Here is a 23,187-nt window from a genome sequence, read left to right on the forward strand (position 1 = left end):
TTCCCCAACATGCCGCCATCGCTAACCCGTGACGGCACGTAGCATCGCCGTCTGCGATGGACCTCCTGGCCCCCGTGCGCGCGTTCGACCGCTTCCAGCAGCGCCACCCGCCGTTGGCCATCCCCCTCGCGGTCGTGCGCAAGTTCGCCGACGACGGCGCCGGCAGCCACTCCGCGCTCATCGCCTACTACGGGTTCGTCGCGATCTTCCCGCTGCTGCTGCTGTTCACGACGATCCTCGGCTTCGTCCTCCAGGGCAACCCCGACGCGCAGAAGGCGATCATCGACTCGGCCGTCTCCGAACTGCCGGTGATCGGCAACCAGGTCAAGTCCCAGACGCTGAGCGGCAGCGGCCTTGCGCTGGCCATCGGCATCGTCGGCACGCTGCTGTCGGGGCTCGGCGTGACGGTCACCGCCCAGAACGCGTTCAACACCGTCTACGCGATCCCGCACAAGCGCCGCCCGGACTTCTTCATGACGCGCGTGCGCGGGCTCGGGGTGCTCGTCGCGCTCGGGCTGCTGCAGATCGTGTCGACCGCGGTGTCCGGTCTGGCCGGCGGCGGGCTCGGCGGGCACTGGACGCTCATCGGCGGCCTCGTCCTGTCGCTCGCGGTCAACGGCCTGCTGTTCCTCACCGTCTTCCGGCTGCTGACGAACGCATCGGTCGGCTGGCGCGAGATCGTCCCGGGCATCGTGTCGGCGACGATCCTGTGGACGGCGCTCCAGGCGCTCGGCGGCGTCTACGTCGCCCATGTCGTGAAGGGCGCGAGCGAGACCTACGGCACCTTCGCCACCGTCATCGGCCTGATCGCGTGGCTGTACCTCGGCGCGCGCTTCGTCGTGCTGTCGGCCGAGCTCAACACCGTCCTCGCCCGGCGGCTCTGGCCGCGCAGCCTGCTCGCCCCGCCCGTGCTCGACGCCGACCATCGTGCCCTCGAGGCGCTCGCGCGCACCGAGGAGCGCAGCGACGAGCAGCACATCGAGGTCACCTTCCGCGACCCCGAGGAGCCGAGCTCCTAGCGGGCCACCACGTTGACGAGCTTGCCCGGCACCACGACCTCCTTGACGACCTCCTTGCCGTCGAGGTGGACCCGGACGTTGGGCGCCGCGCGGCACAGCTCGAGCAGCTCCTCGCGACTCGCCCCCGACGCCGCCTCGACGCGGTCGCGGACCTTGCCGTTGACCTGGCAGACGATCTGGACGACGTCGCGCTCCAGCAGCGCCGGGTCCGCGTCCGGCCACGGCTCCTCCCACACGCGCCGGCCGGTCAACCGCTCGTAGGCGTCGGCCGCCACGTGCGGCGCGAACGGGAACAGCAGCGACGCCGCGGTCGCCAGCGCGAAGCGGCGGACGTCCGGCGCCGCCTCGTCGCGCAGCCGCGAGGCCTCGTTCGTCAGCTCCATCACCGCGGCGATGGCCGTGTTGAACGCGAATCGCCCGCTCAGGTCGCCGGTGACCTTGTCCACCGCCCACGCCGCCTTGCGCGCGAGCTGCAGGTCGGCGCCCTCCACGTCGAGCGGGGCACGGGGCTCGCCCTCCACGCGTCCGGTGTCCGCCGCCTCGGCGCACAGCCGCCAGAGGCGCGACAGGAAGCGGTGCACGCCCTCCACGCCCTCGTCGGACCAGTCCGCGTCGTGCTCCGGAGGGCCGATGAACAGGATGTACGCGCGCGCGGTGTCCGCGCCGTAGCGCTCGACGATCCGCTGCGGCGAGACGACGTTGCCCTTGGACTTGGACATCTTCGCCCCGTCCTTGGTGATCATCCCCTGCGTGAAGAGCTTGGCGAACGGCTCGTCCACGCCGAGGTGGCCGAGGTCCTTGAGCGCCTTGACGAAGAAGCGCGCGTACAGGAGATGCAGGATCGCGTGCTCGACGCCGCCGATGTACTGGTCGACCGGCATCCACTCCGCGAGGATCGCGGGGTCCCACGCCGCCTCGTCGTTGCTCGCGTCGCAGTAGCGCAGGAAGTACCAGGACGAGTCGACGAACGTGTCCATCGTGTCGGTCTCGCGCCGGGCGCGGCCGCCGCACGACGGGCAGTCGACGTTGACCCAGTCCTCCGCCGCCGCGAGGGGCGAGCGGCCCCTCGGCGCGTAGTCGGAGATGTCGGGCAGGCGGACCGGCAAGTCCTCCTCGGGTACCGGGACGAGCCCGCAGGCGTCGCAGCGGACGATCGGGATCGGGCAGCCCCAGTAGCGCTGGCGAGAGATCAGCCAGTCGCGGAGGCGGTAGTTGACCGACGCGTGGCCCTTGCCCTCGCGGTCGAGCCAGTCGACGATCTTGATGAGCGCGTCGCGGTTGTGCAGGCCGTCGAACTCGGCGTGCGAGTTCACGATCGGCCCGTCGCCCGTGTACGGCAGCTCGTCGTGGTGGCCGCCGACGACGCGCCTGATCGGCAGGTTGTACGCGGTCGCGAACGCGTGGTCGCGCTCGTCGTGGCCCGGCACCGCCATGATCGCGCCGGTGCCGTACTCCATGAGCACGTAGTCGGCGACGTGCATGGGGATCGCCTCGCCGTTGACCGGGTTGATCACATGGCGCCCGAGGAACACGCCGGTCTTGGGCTTGTCGGTGTCCGCGCGCTCCTCGTTGGACTCCGTCAGCGCGTGGTTGATGTAGTCGCGCACCGCGCCCTCGTGCTCGGTGCCCTCGACGAGGGGCATGACGTCCGGGTGCTCGGGCGCCATGACGAAGAACGTCGCGCCGAACAGCGTGTCCGGGCGGGTCGTGAAGACCGGGTAGTCGATGGGGTGGTCGGGGTCGACGTCCTCGCAGCGGAAGACGACCTCCGCGCCCTCCGACCGCCCGATCCAGTTGCGCTGCATCGTCTTGACGTTCGCCGGCCACTCGATGGTGTCGAGGTCGTCGACCAGGCGGTCGGCGTAGTCGGTGATGCGGAAGAACCACTGCTCGAGCTGGCGGGCCACGACCTCGGCGCCGCACCGTTCGCAGCGGCCGTCGACGACCTGCTCGTTGGCGAGCACCGTCTGGTCGACGGGGCACCACTTGACCGCCGCCTCCTTGCGGTAGGCCAGGCCGGCGTTGAAGAGCTGCAGGAAGATCCACTGCGTCCAGCGGTAGTAGCGCGGCTCGTGCGTGCCGAACTCGCGCGACCAGTCGATGGAGACGCCCCACTCGCGGAACTGGCGCTGGAACTGCTCGATGGAGCGATCGGTCGACTCGCGCGGGTGCTGGCCGGTCTGGATCGCGTGGTTCTCGGCGGGCAGGCCGAACGCGTCGTAGCCCATCGGGTTGAGCACCCGCCGGCCGGTGCGGCGGTGGAAGTGCGCGACCGCATCGCCGACCGAGTAGACCTTCAGGTGCCCGATGTGCGGCTCGCCGCTCGGGTACGGCAGCATGACCAGCACGTACGAGCGCTCGCCGGGGATGTCCGGGTCGTTGGACACCTCCCAGGTGCGCTCGTCGGCCCACACCTGCTGCCAGCGGGGCTCGATCAGCTTGGGGTCGTAACGGTGCTCGGCCATGGTGCGACCGCAGAGCATAGGATCCGGCCCGATGCAGCTGTCGCGCCGCCAGCGACGCGCCCTCGACGCGATCTGCGACACCTTCGTTCCGGCTGCTGACGGGCTGCCCTCCGCGACCGCGGCGGGCGTGCCGGACGCCATCCTGCGGGCCCTCGACCGCGCCCCGCGCGACGCCGACCGCCGCGCCGTCGCCCAGCTGCTGTCGCTCTGGGACGTGCAGCGCTTCAGCAGTTCGACGCAGGAGCGCCGCGAGCGGATCCTGTGCCGCTGGGCCGACAGCCCGGTGCCGCAGATGCGCGCGGCGTTCCAGGCGCTGCGCAAGGCGGCGACCGTCACGTACTACGCGAACGCGCCGGCGGCGTGGGAGGCGATCGGCTACCCCGGGCCGCTGGGCGTGCGGCCGGACGCGCCGCCCCGCGCGCTGGCGCCGGCCACGGTGAGCGGGCCCACCGAGCTGACGTGCGACGTGGTCGTCGTCGGCTCGGGCGCCGGCGGCGGGACGGCGGCGGCCGTGCTGGCGGCGGCCGGCCTCGACGTCGTCGTGCTCGAAGCGGGCGGCTACTACGACGACGCGGACTTCGACGGCGGCGAGGCCCTGGCGTTCGAGCGCCTGTACGCCGACGGCGGTGCGGGCGTGACGTCCGACGGCGCCATCGGGCTGCTGGCCGGCGCGTGCCTGGGCGGCGGCACCGTCGTCAACTACACGACGTCCTTTCGCACGCCGGACGCGATCCGTGCCGAGTGGGCGGCCCACGGGCTCCCGGAGCTCGCCTCGGCGTCGTATGACGCGAGCCTGGACGCTGTGTGCCGCCGGCTCGGCGTCACGCACGAGTACTCGACGCCGGGCACGCGCGACGAGGTGATGGCGCGGGGGCTCGATGCGCTCGGCTGGCATGTCGACGCGATGCCGCGCAACGTGCGCGGCTGCGACCAGGGCGTCGACTGCGGGCGCTGCGGCTTCGGCTGCCGGCTCGGCGCGAAGCAGTCGGTGGTGAAGACGTGGCTTGCGGATGCGGCGGCGGCGGGCGCGCGGCTGCTGGTCGGCGTCCGGGCGCAGCGCGTGCTCGTGGCGGGTGGCTCGGCGCGGGGCGTCGAGGCGGTGTCGGCGCAGGGCGGCCACCGGGTCGTCGTGCGGTCGCGGGGGGTCGTGGCGGCGGCGGGGGCGATCCAGACGCCGGCGCTGCTGCTGCGCTCCGGGCTGGCCAACCGCAACGTCGGCCGGTGGCTGCGGCTGCACCCCGTCACCGCGGTCTTCGGGGTCTTCGAGGAGGAGCTGCGCCCGTGGGAGGGCACGATGCAGGCGCGCTACTCCGACGAGCACGCCGACCTTGACGGCGCGGGCTACGGCGTCAAGTACGAGACGGGCCCGATGAACCCGTCGCAGCTGCTGACGTTCGCGCCGTTCCGCGACGCACGCCAGCATGCCGAGCTCGTGGCCGGGCTGTCGCGGACCGGCGTGGTCGGGGTGATCGTGCGCGACCGCGGGTCGGGGCGGGTCAAGGTGGATCGCGACGGCCTGCCGATCGTGGAGTACCGGATCTCGCCTCACGACGCGGCGCATGCGCGGGCGGGCGTCGCGGGCGGGGCGCGCGTGCTGCAAGCCGCGGGGGCGCGGCGGATCTTCTCGTCGCACGTCAAGCTCGTCGAGTGGCGGGCGGCGCGGGGCGGGTCGCTGGATGCGTTCGTCGCCGCGGGCGACCGCGCGGGGTATGCGTCGGGCCGCTGCGCGTACGTGTCGTTCCACATCATGGGCTCGGCGCGGATGGGCGGCTCGCCGGCGATGTCGGCGTGCAACCCGGACGGCGAGACGTGGGAGGTCCGCGACCTGGTCGTCTGCGACGGCTCGTTGTTTCCGACCGCGTCGGGCGTGAACCCGATGATCTCGATCGAGGCGCTCGCGCACCTCAACGCGCGGCGGCTCGCCGCACGGCTGTCGGCGTGACGATGGCCGGCGAGCCCCGCAGCGGGGTGGCCGCGGAGCGCGTCGCCGAGATCCTGGCCGCCGCGGAGGACGCGGCGGCGTCGCTGCGCCGGGATGCCGAGGCGCGCGCGGCCGAGCGGATCGCGGAGGCCGACCGGGCGGCGGCGTACCGGGTCGGGGCGGCCGAGGAGGAGGCGGCGGAGATCGTGGCGCGGGCGCGCGAGGCGGCGGCCGGGGCGGCGGCGGAGGCGCGGACGCTGGGCCAGGTGGAGGGGGAGCGCGCGCGGTCGGAAGGAGCCGCCGAGGCGTCGGCATTGCGAACGCAGGCCGAGGCGGACGCCGTGCGGCTGCGAGCCGAGGCCGACTCGTACGCCGAGGAGACCCGCGAGGCGGCGCGGACGCGCGCGGGCGAGCTCGTCAGCGGGGCGCGGGCGGTCGCGGCCTCCGTGCTCGACGAGGGCACGGAGCCGTCGGACCACCTGCAGCAGCTGTCGAAGTCGTTGCGGACCAACGCGGAACAGCTGCTGCGCGACGTGGCGGCGGCGCACCGGCGGCTGAACCGCCAGCTCGACGCGGTGACGCCCGAGCGCGGCGGGGGCGGCCGTCCACGGGGCGGCGACGACGAGCTCGACGTGCCGGAGTTCCTGCCGCGGAGATAGTTCAGGGCAACGACCGGCGCCGGCCCATCAACATGGCGGACGAGCTCGATCTCGCTACCATGTTCGCGACCGATGGGGCTATAGCTCAGCTGGGAGAGCGTCTGGCTGGCAGCCAGAAGGTCGCCGGTTCGAGCCCGGCTAGCTCCACTTCATGAGGCCGCGCACTGCGCGGCCTCTGTCGTTCCGGCTCGTGAGCCGACCGCCGCCGCCAGCGCGGCGGATCCGCGCAGAGTGTTCGTCCGCGCGGGCGGCCCCGGGCCGAGGCGGCGCGATCACGCCGCCTCGGACATCGCGATCGCCGTCTCGGCCTCGGCCTCCGCGGGCTCGCGGGCCGGAGCGACCGCCCGCAGGACCGTCACCGCGATGACCAGGCCGACCGCCACGAGGCCCGCGGCGATCGCGAACGCGAGGTGGTAGCCGCCGGTCAGCGCCGCGGAGGTCGAGTCGCCCGCGGACAGCAGGCTCTCGGTCCGGGTCGCCGACAGGGTCGCGAGCACCGACAGGCCCAGCGCGCCGCCGACCTGCTGGCTGGTGTTGACGAGGCCCGAGGCCAGGCCCGAGTCCTCGGGCGTCGCATCGGACATGGCGAGCGTCATCAGCGATGGGAACGCCAGGCCGGCGCCGATGCCGAGCAGCAGCATCGACGGCAGGACGTCGGCGAAGTAGCTGCCGTCGACCGGCACCCGGGCGAACAGCGCCAGGGCGGCCACGATCGACACCAGCGCGGGGACGAGCGTCGCGCGCGGCCCGAAGCGCATGTTCAGGCGCTCCGAGAAGCCGAGCGAAAGCGTGCCGATCGCCAGCGACAACGGCAGGAAGGCCAGGCCGATCTCGATGGCGTCCATCCCGAGCACGCGCTGGAGGTACAGGGTGCCGAGGAAGAACATCCCGAACAGACCGGCCACCATCAGCAGCTGGACCGCGTTGGCGCCGGACACGTTGCGCGACCGGAAGATCCGCAGCGGCACGAGCGGATGCGCGGCGCGTTGCTGGCGGACGACGAAGCCGGCGAGCAGCGCGAGCGCCACCCCGCCGAGCCCGAGCGTGTGCAGCGAGGCCCAGCCGTAGTCGGTCACCTTCACGATGGTGTACACGCCGAGCATGAGCGCGCCCGTGATGAGGGTGGCGCCGAACGCGTCAGCGCCGCCGGCGAGGCCGAGGCCGCGCTGGTCGGGCACGACCCTCAGCGCGAGCGCCGCCGTCGCGATCCCGATCGGGACGTTGATGAGGAAGATCCAGTGCCAGCTGACGAGGTCGGTGATGACGCCGCCGGCGAGCAGGCCGATCGAACCGCCCGCGGACGCGACGAAGCTGAACACGCCGATGGCCTTCGCGCGGTCGCGGGCCGACGGGAACATCGTCACGATCATCCCGAGGATCACGGCCGAGGTCATCGCCCCGCCGACGCCCTGGATCAGGCGCGCGACGACGAGCATGACCTGGCTCTGCGCGGCGCCGCAGAGCAGAGACGCGAGCGTGAACACGACGAGTCCGGCGAGGAAGATGCGCCGGCGGCCGACGAGGTCGCCGAGGCGGCCGACGAGGAGCAGCAGTCCGCCGAAGGCGATCAGGTACGCGTTGATCACCCAGGCGAGGCTCGACTGCGAGAAGCCGAGGTCGTCCTGGATCGCCGGGAGGGCGACGTTCACCACGGTGCTGTCGAGGATGATCATGAGCATCCCGACGCAGAGGACGACGAGCGCCACCCATCGCGAGCGGTCGGGCGACGTGGAGGTGTGGGTGGGTGTGTCGACAGCAGTCACGGACGGAACCGTAGCAAATGATCTTGTACAAAACTAGTTCTTGTGAAACGAGTTTCTCGCCGCCGTCGGCCGAGGATGTGACAGGGATCCCCGCCGCCCGGCGCGGCGATCGGCGCGCTCAGCGCGGCTGACGGCGCCGCAGCGGCGGCGAGCACTGGATGCGCTCGGAGAGGCGGTCGCCCACGAGCGTCGCGAGCGTCTCCAGCAGCGCCTCCGCCTGCTCCGGCGGCAGCGAGCCGAGCACGTCGGCCTGAACCGCCTTGATGACCGCTCGGGCCTCCGCGATCTTCTCGCGCCCCGCATCGGTCACCTCGATGACCCGAGCCCGGCGGTCGGTCTCGGACGGGCGGCGCTCGGCGAGCCCGGCGGCCTCGAGCGCGTCGACCGTGACGACCATCGTGGTCTTGTCGAGCCCGACCATCTCGGCGAGCTCGCTCTGCGTGTGGCCGCCGTCGAACGCCGCCGCCTCGAGCACGTGGAACCCGCGCGGGGAGATGCCCAGCGGACCGAACGCCTGCGCGATCTCGCCGGCCAGCGCGTAGGACGCGTTGGACAGCAGCCACCCCAGGTCGCTCGTCAGGCACTCGGGACGCTGCCCGTGCCCGCCCGCGACCTTGGAAGTAGTTGCAACAGCACCCATCTGTACCCCAAGGGTATCGACAGCGCGTGCGGATCGGCGCAAGCAGCCGTCCTGCGTCGGACCGCCCGCGCGGGCCCATCCCGGGTGGGCGCGCGCGGGCTGCGCCGCGTGTGGCGGCCTACCGCTCGGGCGCGATCCCCGGCGAGCGGGTGCCGACGAGCACGGTGCTGCCGGCGATCAGGCAGCGGTCGAGCGTCTCACAGGTCGCCGCGGTCATCGTCAACGGTCCGTTGATGAGGGCCGGGACCTCGTCGTACGTGTAGGTCTGCCAGTTGTTCGTCGTCGTGGCCACCGCGGCGAGCCCGCCGTGCTCGCCGCCCGCCAGGCAGATGCCGGACGCCGGGCACGTCACGGTCGCGAGGTCGGGGCGGTCGTCGACGATCAGGTTGTCGAGCAGTTGGCGCTGGCGCCAGCTGATCGCCGTCGGATCGGCCGGATCGCTGATCCAGATCTCGCCGGCCTTCCCCACCGCGGTACAGCTCACGGGCGCCGGGCTGCAGCCCACCGCGGCCAGCGCGGAGTCCGCGTCAGCGGTCGTGTAGACCCACTGCCAGCGCGGCTTGTCGCCGGTGAGCGTCATCGTCCCGCGCAGGACGTAGCCGTCGGCGGTCGTCGCGAAGCAGGTGACCGGGTCGGTCTTCCCGGGCACGCAGTCCATGGCCGCCGGCAGGACCGGCGGGAACGACGACTGGCTCCACACCGTCTTGGAACCGTCCAGGGAGGTCAGCGTCGCGCCGCCGACCACGGCGACGCAGAGCGTCGCGCTCAGGCAGTCCGCCGCGCTCACCCCGGCGACGTCGAACGTCGGCGGGAACAACCCGTCGAACACCTGCAGGTCGCTCGTGGCGAGCGCGCCGGCACGTCCGATCTGCATGCAGCCGGCGGCGTCGAAGCAGCCGAGCCACTTCGTGTCCAGGCCGGAGTGCTTGTAGACGGGCGCGTTCCACAGGGTCCCGTTCGCGCGGCCCACGCCGACCGAGTCCTTGCCGGCGCCGACGCAGGTCCCCGGCGCCGACCCGGCACAGGTCACGGCGTCCATGCCCGGGACGAGGTTGACGGCACCCCAGTTGAAGCCGACGTCGGCGCTGGCGAACCACGTCGCCCCGGCGCCGACGGTCACGCACGATGCCTGCGCACACGAGAGCGCCTTGAGGTTGAAGGGGATCGCGTCGCCGTTCGGCCGCCGCTGCCACGCCGTCGAGGACGAGGACAGCGTCGTCGTGCGGAGCACGAGCCCGGTGGCCAGGCCGACGCAGGTGTTCGCGGACGGGCACGAGAGGTCGGTGACGGTCGGCGGGGACGCCTTGGCCTTGGCCGGGAAGGTCTGCACGTCGCCCCACGCCTTGTCGGGCAGCGACAGCGTCGCGAAGGTCCCATCGGCGCTCGTCAGGACGCAGCGCGTCGCGCTGTCGCAGGCGACGGCCAGCGGGCTGGTCCACTTGGGCCGGGGCGCGGGCGGCGTGATGCTGGTGTCGACCGCGGTGCCCGTGATCACGGCGACCGAGGGGGTCGTCGGATCGGCGAGGTCCGCTCCGGCGGCCGCCACGCACCGGCCGCGGGACGCGCAGGCGAGCTTCGTGTACGACCCCGCGGCATCGAGCTTCAGGTCGTCCCACGTGACGCCGTCGTCGGCCGAGCGCCACACGCCGCCGGTCAGGCCGGCCGCGTAGCAGACGGGCGCGCCGCCCGGATCACAGGCGATCGCGGACGCGGAGCGCGTCGTGCGCTTCGTCCTGCCCGGCAGCGTGGCCGCGGGGAGAACCCCCGAGCTCGTCCAGGTGGCGCCGGAGTCGGTGCTGCGGAACACGCGCGATGCGGCGGTCGCAGGGACCTTGCGGTCGCTCGTGACGGCCAGGCAGCGCGTGCGGCTGCAGGTGACGCTCGCCAGCGTCTCCGGATCGGTGAGGCCGACGCCCGACCAGGCCAAGGGCGCCGCCGGATCGCCCGTGGAGCGCAGGACCATGCCCTGCTGGCCGACGGCCACGCACGCCGCCGCGCTCGCGCACGACACGTCGTTGAGCAGCGGGGCGTAGTTCGTGAACGTCCACGGGGAAGGCACGGGGGGTTCCGCCTGAGCCGTGGCGGCCATTGCCAGTGCCAGCGCGGCGACCGTGGCAACGGTGGCCGGCAAGGTTGAGGTCCATCGCATCCGTACGATGCCGGTAGGTTACGCGGAATGGAAGATAGATGGCGAGGGGCCAGGATGGCCCGGCGTCGGTTCGCAGTCGCCATCGGCTTCGCCGTTGTCGCGCTCGGTGTCCCGTCGACCGCACACGGGGCCGCCCCGTTCGTCCGCATCGACGACGCGAAGCTGACGCCCACGAGGGACGGCGGGAAGATCACCGCCACCGTGACATGGAACCAGGACGCGGCCCGCGACGAGCGCGAGCTGGGGATCGGGGAGCTGCGCGCGGTCGCCGTCTCCGCCACCGGCCACACCCCCACCCTGCTGAAGGCCGCCGACCCGTACGCCGACATCGCCGATCACCCGCAGCAGAAGGACGTCACGCTCGAGTTCTCGGGCGCGGACGAGCGGGCCGCCATCCGGCGCGGCAACCGCGTGGTGCTGACGGCGAGCCAGCACTCGGAGACGCCCGGGTGGCCGCTGGCGTACGTGACGGTCGCCACCATCCGGTCGTTCGTCACGCCGCAGGACCGCATCGGGCGCAAGGACTGCTCGGACATCGCCGTGGCGCCGGGCGCCGACCTGTCGTGGTGCGACCTCGTGGGCGCCGACCTCGACGACGTGGTCGTCTCCGACCGCTACCCGAGGTCGAAGGTCACGCGCATGCTCGTGGCCGACCTCACCGGGGCGACGATGCGGCGCGCCCGGCTCACGGGCGACAGCGTCGCCGGAGGCCGCCTCAACGGCGCCGACATGAGCGGGGCCACGATCGACAACCTGTCGCTCGCCCAGGCGGAGGCGACCGGGCTGATCGCGCAGCGCGTCAAGAGCATCAAGCCCCAGGACGCGGGCACGGAGTGGTCCGGCGCCAACATGTTCCACGCGAGCCTCGTCCGCGCGGACTTCAGCCTCTCCACGCTGAACAACGTGTCGGTCAGCCGGGCGCGCCTGGACAAGAGCGACTTGCACGGCTCGACGTGGGGCTACAGCGGCGACGAGGGACTGGCGATGATCGCCGAGGAGGCGTCCCTGCGCGGCGCGGACCTCCGCAACGTGGTGGCGTTCGGGACGCGCTTCGGGCTGGCCGACCTGACCGACGCCATGCTCGACGGCGCCAACTTCCAGGCCGCGGAGCTCGCGCTCGCCACGCTGTGCCACACGAAGACGGACCTCGGGGAGATCGACACCGGCTGCCCCGACCAGCCGGCACCGAAGCCGGTGACGCCGCTCGTCGCGGTGAAGGGCACCCTCGATCGCGAGGACGGCAAGGTCACGATCGCCGGGACCGTGCGCTGGAACGACCTCGGGCGCCGCACGTTCGACATGACCGCCGGGGACGTTCGTATCGTCGCGGTCGACGCCGCCACCGGCCGCGCGCGGGAGATCTACCGCCGCTCGGTCAACGTCATCGGGGACACCACGCCGGTCCCCACCCAGACGATCTCCGACGCCCGCAACCTGCGGTGGCTGAGGCCGGGCAACCGCGTCGTGCTGACCGCCACCCAGCATCAGCCGGACGACCGCCCCGGCCCGTCGCTGCGCAGCTACGTGACCGTCGCGCAGCTCCAGGCCGGGCCCGGACGCGGGCGGGTCGGCAACCTCGACTGCGCGGACCGTCCGGTGATCGCGGGCACGGCCTCTCTGGCCAACTGCGACTTCGCGGGCGCGGCGCTGACGCACGCCGATCTGGGCGCGGCGCCGATGACGATGGCCGACCTCAGCGGTGCGATCCTCGCCCGCGCGAACCTCGACGGCGTCGTCCTGGACGGCGCCGCGATGGGGTCCGTGCGGGCCCCCAGGGCGAGCCTGATGGGCGTCCGCATGGCGAACGTCACCGCGCCCGGCATCGATCTGTCCGGGGGGAGGATCAAGGGCAACCTGCGCGCGGCCACCTTCGAGGACGCCGACTTCCGCACTGCCCGCGTGTCGTCGACGACCTTCGCCGGCACGCCGATGCGCGGAGCCACCTTCCGCGGCGCGATCTTCGACGGCCAGCGCGACAGCGGCGTCGACCTCGCCTACGCCGATCTGCGCAAGGCGGATCTCGGGGTGCTCGAGGTCGACGCGCCCAGCTCGCTGTTCATGGCGAACCTGAGCCACGCGACGCTGAAGGGGCCCGCCAGGTGGCCCGCCGACACGTCGGGGCAGATCCCCTGGACGTGGGCGGTGCAGTGCGACACGACGCTGCCGTCCGGCGAGGTGCTCGACCGCGACTGCCCGAAGGTGCCGTCCAACGGCCGAGCGCGCTGAAGCGCCCGGCCAGGGCGCCTAGACCTCGGCCGCCTCGTACGAGCGCGAGGGCACGTCGCCCCACAGCTGCTCGAGCCGGTAGTACTCGCGCGTCTCCGGCGTGAAGACGTGCACCACCACGTCGAGGTAGTCCATGAGGACCCAGCGGGACTCGGTGAGCCCCTCGACCCGGCGCGGCAGGATGCCGTGCTCGTCCTTGAGCGCCCGGTGGATGCCGTCGTGGATCGCCTTGACCTGCCGGTCCGTGTTGCCCGTGGCGATGACGAACATGTCCGTGTAGCCGAGCGCGCCGCGCAGGTCGAGCACGACGATGTCTGCGGCCTTCTTGTCCGAGGCCTGCTCGGCGATGAGGTCGGCGAGCACGTCGGGGGTGAGCTGGGGCGTGCTCAACGTATCGGCACCTCCGTCGGGTAGAGCCCCCGCGCGCGGATGAGGCGCGCGACGTCGTCGGGTACGAGGTAGCGCACCGGCCGGCCCGCGCGCACCCGGTCGCGGATGTCGGTCGAGGAGACGTCGATGCGCGGCATCGAGAAGAAGCGGACCCGCTCATCGACGGCCCGCAGCCCGCTGATGCGCTGCATGATCTCGCGGCGCCGGGTCTCCCCGCGCTCGGCGACGCCCAGCGCGGCGAGCTCGAGCAGCTCCTCGGGCTGCCGCCACTCGGGGAGGCTCGCGGCCATGTCCCCTCCGACGATGAAGGTCAGATCGTCACCTGGCGACGTCGCATGGATCGCCTTCAGGGTATCGACGGTGTACGACGGCCCGGGCCGGTCGAGCTCCAGGCGGGACACGCGGAGGCGCTCGTCGCCGGCCACCGCCGCCTCGCAGAGCGCCAGGCGCACCTCGCCGCCGGGGTCGTCGTCGGCCTCCTTGTGCGGCGGGACGGACACCGGCATGAACAGCACGCGGTCGAGCTCGAGCTGCCACAGAGCCTCCTGGGCGCAGATGAGATGACCGACGTGCGGCGGGTTGAACGTCCCGCCGAGGATCCCGATGCGCTCAGGGCCGGACGTGCCCGTCGCCCTCCACCAGGTACTTGAACGTGCACAGCTCGCGCAGGCCGATCGGGCCGCGCGCGTGGAGCTTCTGCGTCGAGTTGCCGATCTCCGCGCCCATGCCGAACTCGCCGCCGTCGGTGAAGCGCGTCGAGGCGTTGACGTAGACGCAGGCGGCGTCGACGCCGCGCTGGAAGGCCCGCGCGGAGGCGGTGTCGCGGGTGACGATCGCCTCGGAGTGGCCGGAGCCGAAGCGGTTGACGTGGTCGATCGCGTCCTCGAGCGAGTCGACGACGCCGACGGCCAGCACGAGCGCGAGGTACTCGGTCTCCCAGTCCTCGTCGGACGCCTCCCCCATCTCGGCGATCGCCCGCGCACGCTGGTCGCCGCGCAGCTGCACCCCTTCGGCGCCCAGCGCCGCGGCGACCCGCGGCAGGAAGTCGCGCGCCGCGTCGGCATGGACGAGCAGCGTCTCGGCCGCGTTGCACACGCCCGGCCGCTGGACCTTCGCGTTGACCGCGATGCGCACCGCCGCGTCGAGGTCGGCGCTCGCGTCGACGTACACGTGGCAGTTGCCCGACGCGGCGTAGATCACCGGAACGGTGGCGACCTCCCGCAGCGCGGCCTTCAGCCCCTCGCCGCCGCGCGGGATGACGAGGTCGACGAGCCCCTCCTGGGTGGCGAGCTCGGCGAGCTCCTCGCGGCCTCCGGACAGCAGCTGGACCGTCCCCGCCGGCGCCGCGTCGGCCGCGATCCCGGCCAGGACCGCGTTCGAGTGCGCCGCGGACGACGAGCCGCGCAGGATGATCGCGTTGCCGGACATCAGGCACAGGGCGGCGGCGTCGATCGTGACGTTCGGGCGGGCCTCGTAGACGACGCCGACGACGCCGAGGGGCACCCGCACCTTGCGGACGTCGAGGCCGTTGGGCAGCCGGTGGCCGTCGATGACCTCGCCGACCGGGTCGGGCAGCGCGGCGACCTGGCGCACGCCGGCGGCCATCGCCGCCACCCGCGCCTCATCGAGGCGCAGCCGGTCCATCAGCGCGCTCGACAGCCCCGCCTCACGGCCGGCCTCGAGGTCGCGCGCGTTGGCCTCGAGCACCTCGCCGGTGCGGGCGAGCAGCGCGTCGGCCATCGCGTGGAGCGCGCCGTCCTTGGACGCGGTGTCGAGCTGGGCGAGCGCGCGGGCGGCGCGCTTGGCCTCGCGGCAGATGTCGGTGACGGTGCGGGTGCTGACGGACATGGCGTCAGAACAGACTACGTGAGCACGAAGTAGTCGCGGTGGACCGCCTCCTCGCTCGCGCGCGGCAGCACCTCGCGCACGGCCGAGGAGCGCAGACCCGCCACCCGCCGCAGCTCCGCCGCGGTGTAGTTGACGATCCCCTTGCCGATGCGCTCGCCGTCGCGCGTGATGTCCACCGCGTCGCCGGCGTCGAACGCACCCTCCACGGCCACGATCCCCACCGGCAGCAGCGACGTGCCGCTGTCGCACAGCGCCCGCGCCGCCCCGGCGTCGACGCGCACGGTGCCGGCGCTCGGCTTGGCGTACTTCAGCCAGAGCTTGAACGAGTTGTACCGGGCGCCGCCGGCGTGGAAGCGGGTGCCCTCGACGTCGCCGTCGAGCGCCCGGTGCAGCGCCTCCGGCCGCCGGCCGCTGCAGATCACGGTCTCGATGCCGCCGGCGGTGGCGATCTCGGCCGCGACGACCTTCGAGCGCATCCCGCCGGTGCCGAGCGGGCCCGTGTTGTGGCCGATGTCGAGCGCGGCGAGGTCGGCCGGGCCGGCGATCTCGGGCACGAGCCGGGCCTGCGTATTCGTGCGCGGGTCGGCCGTGTAGACGCCCTCGGTGTCGGTGAGGACGGCGAGGAGGTCGGCGCCGACGAGGATCGCCACCTGCGCGGCGAGGAAGTCGTTGTCGGAGAACGAGAGCTCCTCGGTGGCCGTCGTGTCGTTCTCGTTGACGACCGGGACGACGCCCCATTCGAGCAGCGTCTCGAGCGTCTGACGCGCGTTGAGGTAGTGCTGGCGGGCGGCGAGGTCGAACGACGTCAGCAGCACCTGGGCGGCCTGGACCGTGCGCTCGGCGAGCAGCTCGTCCCAGCGGCGGAACAGGGAGCCCTGCCCGACCGCGCTCGCCGCCTGCATCTCCTGGATCGTCGTCGGGCGCACCGGCCGGCCGAGGGCCTCGAGGCCCCGCGCGACCGCGCCGCTGGAGACGAGCACGACCTGGTCGCCGGCGGCGCGGCGGCCGGCGATCTCGTCGCAGACCGCCGTCATCACCTCGTCGCGGGTGACGATCGCCGAGCCGAGCTTGATCACGAAGCGGGACATGCGCCCCTCATCATGCCGTCGCCGGCAGCGGTTCGGCGGGCGCAGGCGCCCCGGGCCGGTCCCCGCGCAGCCGCAGCGCGAGCAGCGGGAAGATCAGCGTCGAGAGGATCCCGGCGCCGACGAGCGCTGAGGCCGTCGCGGCGTCCATCTTCCCGACGTCCACGGCGATCGCCGTGATGGCGACGACGAGCGGCAGCTGCGCCGACGAGAACAATGCCAGCGCTCGGCGGGCGCGCTGGTCGAGCTGATTGCGGTAGAGCACCATGACCGGCCCGCCGCGCACGACGAGGAACAGCAGCACGAACAGCGGCAGCTCGACGAGGGCGGTGACGCTGCCGAGCAGCGCGTCGAGATCGAACTTCATGCCGCTGACCACGAAGAAGAACGGGATCAGGAAGCCGTAGCCGATGGCCGTGAGCTTCGATTCGAGCACCTCGACCTCGTGATCGCCCACGGCCTGGCGGAAGATCAGGCCCGCCATGAAGCCGCCCAGCAGCAGGTCGAGCCCGAGCTCGTAGGCGAGCGCGACGAGCGCGATGACGAGAAGCACCGCCAGCCGGACCGCGAGCTGGCTGGAGGCGTGCAGCGTGCGCTCGAGCGCCGGCCACCCGCGGCCGGCCGACCTGATGGCAAGCACGCCGGCCACCACCGCGAGCGCGGCGAAGGCCAGCAGGATCGCGGTCTCGCGCAGCGGCTGGTCGGTCGACAGGAAGATCGTCATGAGCACGATCGGACCGAACTCGCCGATCGCGCCGGCGGCGAGCAGGAACGTCCCGAACGGCGTACGCAGCTCGCCGGCGTCGCGCAGGATCGGCAGGAGCGTGCCGATGGCCGTCGTCGACATGGCACAGGCCACGTAGACGGGCGCGTCGATCATGCCCGCTGCCCACAGCACCACGGCGAACGCGTGAGCGACGAGCAGCGACGCGATCCACCCGAGCCCGCCGAGACGCACCGGCAGGCCGCGGATGCGCTGGAAGTCGATCTCGTAGCCGGCGAAGAAGAACAGCATGCCGAGGCCGAGGTTCGAGAAGAACGTCGTGAACCCGTCGACCTGGGCGAGGTCGAGCACCTGCGGGCCGACGATGATCCCGAGGACGAGCTCGACGACGACCACCGGCACGACGAGACGGCGCGCGAACATCGCGACGATCACCGCAGAGGCGGCGGCGACCAGGACGATGACCAGGAACGCGGTGGCGTCGACCTTGGCGATCATGCGCCCGGATCGAGCTCGAAGACCACGCCGCCGATCTCCACGTCGTCGCCCGCCTCGAAGCCCGCGTCCTGCAGCGCCCGGATCACGCCGATCCGCGTGAGGCGGTGCTCGAGGTAGGCCATCGCCTCCTCGTTGTCGGGGTCGTAGCGCGCCAGCAGGCGCTCGATGCCCTCCCCCACGACCCGGAACGTGCCGGGGCCGGCGTGCTCCACGTGGAAGCCGCGCCGGGGCGCCGGGCGGAACGTGCGGTGCTCGGCGAGGACCTCGCCGGCTGCGGCCGTGAGCGGCTCGGCCGCCGCCTGCTCGACGGGCACCCGTTCGAAGAGCAGCCCGACGAGCTCGTCGAGTCCGCGTCCCGTCGCGCTCGAGGTGACGATCACCGCCACATCCTCCCCCAGCCGCTCCTGCCAGCCGGCCGCGGCCTCCAGTGCGTGGCTCTCGGGGACGAGGTCGGCCTTCGACAGCGCCAGGATCCGCGGCAGGGCGGCCAGGCGCGGATCGTGCGCGGCGAGCTCCGCCTCGATGACGGCGTGGTTGGCGCCGGGGTCGGAGCCGTCGAGGGGCGCGAGGTCGAGCACGTGCACCAGCAGCCGCGTGCGCTCGACGTGGGCGAGGAAGTCGTGGCCGAGCCCGGCGCCCTCGCTGGCGCCCTCGATGAGGCCGGGGATGTCCGCGAGGACGATCTGGCGGCCCTCGCGCTCCACGGTGCCGAGAATCGGCTCGAGCGTGGTGAACGGGTAGTCGGCGACCTTCGGGTCTGCGCGCGTGAGGCGCTTGAGCAGCGACGACTTGCCGGCGTTGGGGAGCCCGACGAGCCCGGCGTCGGCGAGCAGCTTGAGGCGCAGATCGAGCCAGGCCTCCTCCCCGGCCAGGCCGCGCTCGGCGAACTTCGGGGCCTGCCGGGTCGCGGTGGCGAAGCGCTTGTTGCCGCGCCCGGGCGAGCCGCCGCGGGCGACGACGATGCGCTGGCCGGGGCGGACGAGGTCGTGCACGATGCCGTCCTCGGTGGTCACGACGGTGCCGGGCGGCACGGCGATCTCGAGCGGCGCGCCCTCGGCGCCATGGCGGTTGGCGCCCTGGCCGTGGGTGCCGCGCGGCGCCTTGTAGTGGGCCGTGCGCTTGAAGGTCTGCAGGTCGCGCAGCGAGTCGTCGACGCGCAGGATCACGTCCCCGCCGCGGCCGCCGTCACCGCCGTCGGGGCCGCCGCGCGGCACGTGCGCCTCGCGGCGGAACGACTGCGAGCCGTCCCCGCCGCGTCCCGCGGCCACGAAGATGCGAGCCTTGTCGTAGAGCATTTCTCCGGTCGACTCTAGGGAGCGGTTCATGGCACAGCAGCGGGTCTTCGTCATCACCGGCGCCTCCACCGGCATCGGAGCGGCCACCGCGCGGCTGGCGGTCGAGGACGGCCATCGCGTGGTCCTCGCCGCCCGCAGCGCCGACAAGCTCCAGGACCTCGCTGCGGGGCTCGGCGGCGAGGACCGCGCGCTGGCGGTGCCGACCGACGTCACCGACTTCGCCGCGCAGGAGCGGCTGATCGCGGCGAGCCTCGAGCGGTTCGGCAGCGTCGACGTGGTGTTCGCCAACGCGGGCTTCGGCGCCAGGCGCGGGTTCCTCGAGGAGAGCCCGGAGCTCTGGCGCGAGATGGTGCTGACGAACGTGCTCGGCGCGGCGTACACGATCCGCGCCTCGCTGCCGGCGCTGCGCGAGTCGGGCGGGCACCTCGTCATCACGAGCTCGGTCGCGGGACGGCGGCCGCTGCCGGGCAGCCTCTACAGCGCGACGAAGCACGCGGTGACCGCGATGGCCGAGTCCCTGCGCCTGGAGATCGACGGCGCCTTCCGGGTGACCTGCATCGAGCCGGGCATGGTCGACACGCCGTTCTTCGACTCCGGTGCCGCGGACTGGGCGCTTGGGCCCGACGACATCGCGCGCGCCGTGATGTACGCGGTGGGGCAGCCGGCGCACGTGGACGTCAACGAGATCCTGATCCGGCCGACGGCCCAGCCGTCGTGACCGCGGTCCTCCGCTCCGTCAACGTCGGCGGGCCGACGACCATCGGGACGCGGCGGGGCCGGCCGGTGGGCAGCGGCATCGTGAAGGCGCCGGTCGACGGTCGCGTCCGGGTCGAGGGCGTCAACCTCGCCGGCGACGTGCAGGTCGACCGCCGCGTCCACGGCGGACCCGACAAGGCGGTCTACGCGTACGCGGGCGAGGACCGCGCGTGGTGGGCGGGCGAGCTCGGGCGGGAGATGCCGCCCGGCATGTTCGGCGAGAACCTGTCGACCGAGGGCGTCGACTGCACCGGCGCGGTGATCGGCGAGCGTTGGCGGATCGGCTCGGTGCTGCTGGAGGTCTGCCAGCCGCGGCTGCCGTGCTTCAAGCTCGGCCTGCGCTTCGGCGATCCGCAGATGCTGCGGCGCTTCGCGCAGGCGTCGCGCCCGGGGGCGTATCTGCGGATCCTCGAGGAGGGCGAGCTCGGCGCCGGCGACGCGGTCGAGGTGCTCGACCGGCCCGAGCACGGCGTGACGGTCGCGACGGTCTCCGACGCGCTGCTGCTCGATCCGGCGCTGCGCCCGCGCGCGGCCCAGGCGCCGGAGCTGCCCCGTGAGCTGCGGGAGATGCTGCAGTTCGGCGTCGGCTGAGCCGGCCTCAGCCCAGCTTGCCCGCCGCCCAGAGCTCGACCGCCGCCGCGCCGCCCGCCAGCGCCACCGTCCCGGCCGCACCGGCGGCGGGCAGCGCGTTGCGCCCGACGACGGTCGCGGTGAGGTCGACGAGGTCGCACGCGGCGAGCGTCCGCTGCCAGCGCGGGCCGACCTCGGAATGGTCGAGCGTGTGCAGCGCGATCAGGCCGAGGACGAGGTCGCGCACCCCGAGCGCACGGGCCATGACCTGGACGCTCTCGCGGTCGCCGTCCGCGCCGATCCAGCGCCGCGCGACGGCGGCGGGGGCGATGACGAGCGCACCCCCGATCGCGATGCGGCCGATGGCCATGGTCCGGGCAAGCGTGCGGGGGCTCATGCGCGCAAGCGTAGGGGTTGTCGCGGAGCTGCGACGACGGCCGTGCGTCGGCGGCGATCGCCGGCCGAGCGGAGCTGCGACGACGGCCCGCGCGCCGGCGGCGATCGCCGGCCGAGCGGCGCCGCGCCGCCGATCCTGTCGCGTCGCCGCCGATCCTGTCGCGTTCACGGCGTACGGCGCCGTCGACGCGACAGGCGGCTGACCCTGCCGCGCGACGGCCTGGGCCTCGCGCGGCGCAGCGACGGCGTCAGTCCTCGCGGAGCTGCTCGTCGTGCCGGCGAAGCGCGCGGCGCACGTGATCGAGCTTCGGCTCGGGCTCGGGCGTGTCCTCGAGGCGGCGGCGCTCGTGCTCCGCCGCCTCGATCTCACGCTCGTTCGGGATGTCCCGCGGGTCGTCGCCCGCCATGGATCGGCCCTTCTACTCGGCGGCGACGGCGACCGGCGCGACCGACACGACGCGCCCGCGGCGACCGGTCGAGAACACCACGGTCCCCGCGCTGCGCGCGAAGAGCGTGTCGTCCTTGCCGATGCCCACGCCCTCGCCGGGCTTGAAGCGGGTGCCGCGCTGGCGCACGATGATCTCGCCGCCGGTGACGGCCTCGCCCGCGAACACCTTCACGCCGAGGCGCTGGGCGTTCGAGTCGCGGCCGTTGCGCGAGGAGCCGAGCCCCTTCTTATGCGCCATGGCTGATCTCCGTGATCTCGATGCGGGTGAGGTCCTGCCGGTGCCCGGAGGTGCGCTTGTAGCCCCGCTTGGGCTTGAACTTGAAGACGCGGATCTTGTCGCCCTTCTCGTGGCCCAGGATCTTCGCCGAGACCTTGACCTTCTTCAGGCCCTCGGCGTCGAAGACGGTGTCCTCGGAACGGAACAGGATCGGCTCGAGCTCGACGGTGGAGCCCTCATCGGCAATCAGCTTCTCGACGAGCAGGTACTGACCCTTCTCGACGCGGTACTGCTTGCCTCCGGTTTTCACGACTGCATACATGTCTTACTCGCTGGCGCTCTCGGCCTTGGCACGGGAACGGCGCCGTCCACCTCTGCGGCCACGGCGCCGGGGCTCGGAGTCTAGCGGCTCCGGTTCGCCATCCGCGTCGAGCAGCGTCGCGACCGCCGCGGTGCGCCCGACCTCGTCGATGCGCACGAGGCGCTTCTCGCCGACGTAGCGGAACCCGCCGGTCACCGAGATGAGGTACGAGTCGATCTTCGCGACCGCGTCGTCGACGTTGTACATGTGCGGCTCGACGATGTGGACGAGCAGCTCGTCGCCGGGCCGGAACGGGACCGCCTGCTCGGCGATCTCGTCCTGGGTGCCGCTCGCGGTGATCGTGCAGTGGTCCAGCGGCAGGCCCTCGGAGCCCTCGAAGTAGAAGACCTTGCCGGTCTCGGCCTCCAGCGCTCGCAGCGCCGAGGCGCTGTTGCCGGTGAACTGCGCGGTCACCCGCGGGTTCATGCGCACCAGGTAGGCGGGGTCATCGCCGACCTCGTCGCGCAGGCGCCGCTCGATCTCGATCGCGATCGTCTCCTCGGACTTGATGACGCCCTCGCCGTCGCAGGTCGGACACGCTCGGGTCATGATCTCCCGCACGCCCTCGGTGACGTTCTGGCGCGTCATCTCGACCAGGCCGAGCTTGGAGATCTCGGCGGTGAACGTCTTCGTGCGGTCCTCGTCGAGCGCGGCGCGCAGCGTCTTCATGACCTCGCGCGAGTTGCGGGCGCGGGCCATGTCGATGAAGTCGATGACGATGATGCCGCCGATGTCGCGCAGCCGCAGCTGGTTGACGACCTCGGTGGCCGCCTCGATGTTCGTCTTCGTGATCGTGTCCTCGAGACGGGCCTGCTTGCCCCGCCCGACGAACGAGCCCGAGTTGACGTCGATGACGGTCAGCGCCTCGGCGTAGTCGATCATCAGGTAGCCGCCGGAGGGCAGGTCCACGCGGCGCGACATGGTGCCCGCCAGGACCTCGTCGACGCCGTACTTCTCAAACAGCGGCTGGTCGCCCTCGTAGAGCTCGAGGCGCTCGACCAGCTCCGGGCCGGTGCGGTGGAAGAACGAGACGAGCCGGTGGTGCTGCCCGGGGTCGTCGACGATCGCCTTCTCGAAGTCGTCGGAGAAGATGTCGCGCACGACGCGCACCGACAGGTCGGCCTCCTGGAAGGCCATCGACGGCGCCGGCAGCTCGTCGGCGCGCTTGTGCAGGACGTCGTTGAGCTTGAACAGGTACTGCAGCTCGCGCTCGAAGTCCTCGCGCTTGGCGCCCGCCGCGGCGGTGCGGATGATCGCGCCGCCGTCGCGGAGGTCGAGGCCCTTGGCCTCCTTGCGCAGGCGCTCGCGCTCCTTGTCGTCGAGCCGGCGCGACACGCCGACGCCCTCGCCGGTCGGCGCGTACACCATGTAGCGGCCGGCGATGGTGAGCTCCATCGACAGGCGCGCGCCCTTCGTCTTCAGCGGGTCCTTGACGACCTGGACGAGCACCTCCTGCCCGGGCTTGAGCAGGTCGGTGATCTTCTTGCCGTCGCCGGTGCCGCGCCCGCGCCGGGGCGTCTCGACCCCGGGCAGCACGATCTCGTCGACGTGCAGGAAGCCGTTCTTGTCGAGGCCGATGTCGACGAAGGCGGCCTCGAGGCCGGGCAGGACGTTGTCGACCTTGCCCTTGTAGATGTTGCCGACGATCGAGCGGTTGCCGCGGCGCTCCAGATAGAGCTCGGCGACGCGGTAGGTCCGCTTGCCCTTCGGCTTCTCCAGCAGCGCGACGCGGGTCTCCCCGCGGTCGACGCTCACAA

General features: G+C 72.8%; 21 protein-coding genes and 1 tRNA gene. 7 read left to right on the forward strand and 15 right to left on the reverse strand.

Features of this window, described 5'->3' with window-relative positions:
* Positions 1 to 56 precede the first annotated feature (56 nt).
* Positions 57 to 1,019, forward strand: a complete 963-nt coding sequence (locus DSM104329_RS19795) for a YihY/virulence factor BrkB family protein (protein ID WP_259311574.1) — start codon at positions 57 to 59, stop codon at positions 1,017 to 1,019.
* Here the strand turns inward: DSM104329_RS19795 and leuS are convergent.
* Positions 1,016 to 3,484 (reverse strand): leucine--tRNA ligase, encoded by a 2,469-nt coding sequence (gene leuS, locus DSM104329_RS19800; protein WP_259311575.1) that lies wholly within the window; start codon positions 3,482 to 3,484, stop codon positions 1,016 to 1,018. The two genes, DSM104329_RS19795 and leuS, sit on opposite strands and share 4 nt — an antisense overlap.
* Positions 3,485 to 3,515: 31 nt before the next feature.
* On the opposite strand from leuS, the gene DSM104329_RS19805 reads away from it, so the two are divergent.
* From DSM104329_RS19805 to DSM104329_RS19815, 3 genes are all read left to right on the forward strand, one after another.
* Complete coding sequence (locus tag DSM104329_RS19805; RefSeq protein WP_259311576.1) at positions 3,516 to 5,426, forward strand: GMC family oxidoreductase N-terminal domain-containing protein; 1,911 nt, start codon at positions 3,516 to 3,518, stop codon at positions 5,424 to 5,426.
* A 2-nt stretch (positions 5,427 to 5,428) separates the two neighbouring features.
* Entirely contained in the window at positions 5,429 to 6,064 is a 636-nt protein-coding gene (locus DSM104329_RS19810) for a hypothetical protein (RefSeq protein ID WP_259311577.1), read from the forward strand.
* A 74-nt stretch (positions 6,065 to 6,138) separates the two neighbouring features.
* Positions 6,139 to 6,211 (forward strand) — tRNA-Ala (locus DSM104329_RS19815).
* A 125-nt stretch (positions 6,212 to 6,336) separates the two neighbouring features.
* Here DSM104329_RS19815 and DSM104329_RS19820 read toward each other — a convergent pair.
* The 3 genes from DSM104329_RS19820 to DSM104329_RS19830 form a co-directional block, all read right to left on the reverse strand.
* Complete coding sequence (locus tag DSM104329_RS19820) at positions 6,337 to 7,827, reverse strand: DHA2 family efflux MFS transporter permease subunit (RefSeq protein WP_259311578.1); 1,491 nt, start codon at positions 7,825 to 7,827, stop codon at positions 6,337 to 6,339.
* Between the two features lie 118 nt (positions 7,828 to 7,945).
* Positions 7,946 to 8,467, reverse strand: a complete 522-nt coding sequence (locus DSM104329_RS19825) for a MarR family winged helix-turn-helix transcriptional regulator (protein ID WP_259311579.1) — start codon at positions 8,465 to 8,467, stop codon at positions 7,946 to 7,948.
* Positions 8,468 to 8,585: 118 nt separating this feature from the next.
* Positions 8,586 to 10,526 carry a beta propeller repeat protein gene (locus DSM104329_RS19830; protein ID WP_259311580.1) on the reverse strand — a complete coding sequence of 647 codons (1,941 nt, stop codon included), beginning with the start codon at positions 10,524 to 10,526 and terminating at the stop codon, positions 8,586 to 8,588.
* A gap of 144 nt (positions 10,527 to 10,670) precedes the next feature.
* On the opposite strand from DSM104329_RS19830, the gene DSM104329_RS19835 reads away from it, so the two are divergent.
* A complete protein-coding gene (locus tag DSM104329_RS19835) occupies positions 10,671 to 12,842 on the forward strand; it encodes a pentapeptide repeat-containing protein (RefSeq protein ID WP_259311581.1) in 2,172 nt (723 codons plus the stop codon).
* Between the two features lie 18 nt (positions 12,843 to 12,860).
* On the opposite strand, the gene rsfS is transcribed toward DSM104329_RS19835, so the two are convergent.
* Genes rsfS through obgE form a run of 6 tightly spaced genes read right to left on the reverse strand, consistent with a single transcriptional unit; the run spans position 12,861 to position 18,682 of the window.
* On the reverse strand, positions 12,861 to 13,232 hold the full coding sequence (gene rsfS, locus DSM104329_RS19840) for a ribosome silencing factor (protein ID WP_259311582.1): 372 nt from the start codon (positions 13,230 to 13,232) through the stop codon (positions 12,861 to 12,863).
* Entirely contained in the window at positions 13,229 to 13,837 is a 609-nt protein-coding gene (nadD, locus tag DSM104329_RS19845; protein WP_259316239.1) for a nicotinate-nucleotide adenylyltransferase, read from the reverse strand. The genes rsfS and nadD overlap by 4 nt, the downstream gene beginning before the upstream one ends.
* A 4-nt stretch (positions 13,838 to 13,841) precedes the next feature.
* Positions 13,842 to 15,080: a glutamate-5-semialdehyde dehydrogenase gene (locus DSM104329_RS19850; protein WP_259311583.1), complete on the reverse strand. Its 1,239-nt coding sequence runs from the start codon at positions 15,078 to 15,080 to the stop codon at positions 13,842 to 13,844.
* 14 nt (positions 15,081 to 15,094) lie between these two features.
* Entirely contained in the window at positions 15,095 to 16,168 is a 1,074-nt protein-coding gene (gene proB, locus DSM104329_RS19855) for a glutamate 5-kinase (protein WP_259311584.1), read from the reverse strand.
* A 10-nt stretch (positions 16,169 to 16,178) separates the two neighbouring features.
* The gene (locus tag DSM104329_RS19860; RefSeq protein ID WP_259311585.1) at positions 16,179 to 17,387 is read right to left on the reverse strand and encodes a cation:proton antiporter; all 1,209 of its coding nucleotides are present in this window, start codon (positions 17,385 to 17,387) and stop codon (positions 16,179 to 16,181) included.
* A complete protein-coding gene (gene obgE / locus DSM104329_RS19865; RefSeq protein WP_259311586.1) occupies positions 17,384 to 18,682 on the reverse strand; it encodes a GTPase ObgE in 1,299 nt (432 codons plus the stop codon). Before obgE ends, DSM104329_RS19860 begins: the two co-directional genes overlap by 4 nt.
* 28 nt (positions 18,683 to 18,710) lie before the next feature.
* Between obgE and DSM104329_RS19870 the strand changes: the two genes are divergently transcribed.
* Both DSM104329_RS19870 and DSM104329_RS19875 read left to right on the forward strand, forming a co-directional pair.
* Positions 18,711 to 19,400 carry an SDR family oxidoreductase gene (locus DSM104329_RS19870; protein ID WP_259311587.1) on the forward strand — a complete coding sequence of 230 codons (690 nt, stop codon included), beginning with the start codon at positions 18,711 to 18,713 and terminating at the stop codon, positions 19,398 to 19,400.
* Positions 19,397 to 20,029, forward strand: coding sequence for an MOSC domain-containing protein (locus DSM104329_RS19875; protein ID WP_259311588.1), 633 nt, complete (start codon positions 19,397 to 19,399; stop codon positions 20,027 to 20,029). Before DSM104329_RS19870 ends, DSM104329_RS19875 begins: the two co-directional genes overlap by 4 nt.
* Positions 20,030 to 20,036: 7 nt before the next feature.
* Here the strand turns inward: DSM104329_RS19875 and DSM104329_RS19880 are convergent, their stop codons facing one another.
* The 5 genes from DSM104329_RS19880 to DSM104329_RS19900 all read right to left on the reverse strand — a co-directional run bounded on the left by DSM104329_RS19880 (position 20,037) and on the right by DSM104329_RS19900 (position 23,185).
* On the reverse strand, positions 20,037 to 20,405 hold the full coding sequence (locus tag DSM104329_RS19880; RefSeq protein ID WP_259311589.1) for a hypothetical protein: 369 nt from the start codon (positions 20,403 to 20,405) through the stop codon (positions 20,037 to 20,039).
* A 247-nt stretch (positions 20,406 to 20,652) separates the two neighbouring features.
* Complete coding sequence (locus DSM104329_RS19885; protein ID WP_259311590.1) at positions 20,653 to 20,811, reverse strand: hypothetical protein; 159 nt, start codon at positions 20,809 to 20,811, stop codon at positions 20,653 to 20,655.
* 12 nt (positions 20,812 to 20,823) lie between these two features.
* A complete protein-coding gene (rpmA, locus tag DSM104329_RS19890) occupies positions 20,824 to 21,090 on the reverse strand; it encodes a 50S ribosomal protein L27 (protein WP_259311591.1) in 267 nt (88 codons plus the stop codon).
* Entirely contained in the window at positions 21,080 to 21,391 is a 312-nt protein-coding gene (gene rplU, locus DSM104329_RS19895; protein WP_407655850.1) for a 50S ribosomal protein L21, read from the reverse strand. Before rplU ends, rpmA begins: the two co-directional genes overlap by 11 nt.
* 3 nt (positions 21,392 to 21,394) lie before the next feature.
* Positions 21,395 to 23,185: an Rne/Rng family ribonuclease gene (locus DSM104329_RS19900; protein WP_259311593.1), complete on the reverse strand. Its 1,791-nt coding sequence runs from the start codon at positions 23,183 to 23,185 to the stop codon at positions 21,395 to 21,397.
* Positions 23,186 to 23,187: the final 2 nt, after the last annotated feature.

The organism is Capillimicrobium parvum (assembly GCF_021172045.1).
Classification (GTDB): domain Bacteria; phylum Actinomycetota; class Thermoleophilia; order Solirubrobacterales; family Solirubrobacteraceae; genus Capillimicrobium; species Capillimicrobium parvum.

Coding starts and splice junctions, on each gene's coding strand:
- DSM104329_RS19795 (WP_259311574.1), top strand. CDS start 57: ATGGACCTCCTGGCCCCCGTGCGCGCGTTCGACCGCTTCCAGCAGCGC.
- leuS (WP_259311575.1), bottom strand. CDS start 3,484: ATGGCCGAGCACCGTTACGACCCCAAGCTGATCGAGCCCCGCTGGCAG.
- DSM104329_RS19805 (WP_259311576.1), top strand. CDS start 3,516: ATGCAGCTGTCGCGCCGCCAGCGACGCGCCCTCGACGCGATCTGCGAC.
- DSM104329_RS19810 (WP_259311577.1), top strand. CDS start 5,429: ATGGCCGGCGAGCCCCGCAGCGGGGTGGCCGCGGAGCGCGTCGCCGAG.
- DSM104329_RS19825 (WP_259311579.1), bottom strand. CDS start 8,467: ATGGGTGCTGTTGCAACTACTTCCAAGGTCGCGGGCGGGCACGGGCAG.
- DSM104329_RS19835 (WP_259311581.1), top strand. CDS start 10,671: ATGGCCCGGCGTCGGTTCGCAGTCGCCATCGGCTTCGCCGTTGTCGCG.
- DSM104329_RS19850 (WP_259311583.1), bottom strand. CDS start 15,080: ATGTCCGTCAGCACCCGCACCGTCACCGACATCTGCCGCGAGGCCAAG.
- proB (WP_259311584.1), bottom strand. CDS start 16,168: ATGTCCCGCTTCGTGATCAAGCTCGGCTCGGCGATCGTCACCCGCGAC.
- DSM104329_RS19860 (WP_259311585.1), bottom strand. CDS start 17,387: ATGATCGCCAAGGTCGACGCCACCGCGTTCCTGGTCATCGTCCTGGTC.
- obgE (WP_259311586.1), bottom strand. CDS start 18,682: ATGCTCTACGACAAGGCTCGCATCTTCGTGGCCGCGGGACGCGGCGGG.
- DSM104329_RS19870 (WP_259311587.1), top strand. CDS start 18,711: ATGGCACAGCAGCGGGTCTTCGTCATCACCGGCGCCTCCACCGGCATC.
- DSM104329_RS19880 (WP_259311589.1), bottom strand. CDS start 20,405: ATGAGCCCCCGCACGCTTGCCCGGACCATGGCCATCGGCCGCATCGCG.
- DSM104329_RS19885 (WP_259311590.1), bottom strand. CDS start 20,811: ATGGCGGGCGACGACCCGCGGGACATCCCGAACGAGCGTGAGATCGAG.
- rpmA (WP_259311591.1), bottom strand. CDS start 21,090: ATGGCGCATAAGAAGGGGCTCGGCTCCTCGCGCAACGGCCGCGACTCG.
- rplU (WP_407655850.1), bottom strand. CDS start 21,391: ATGTATGCAGTCGTGAAAACCGGAGGCAAGCAGTACCGCGTCGAGAAG.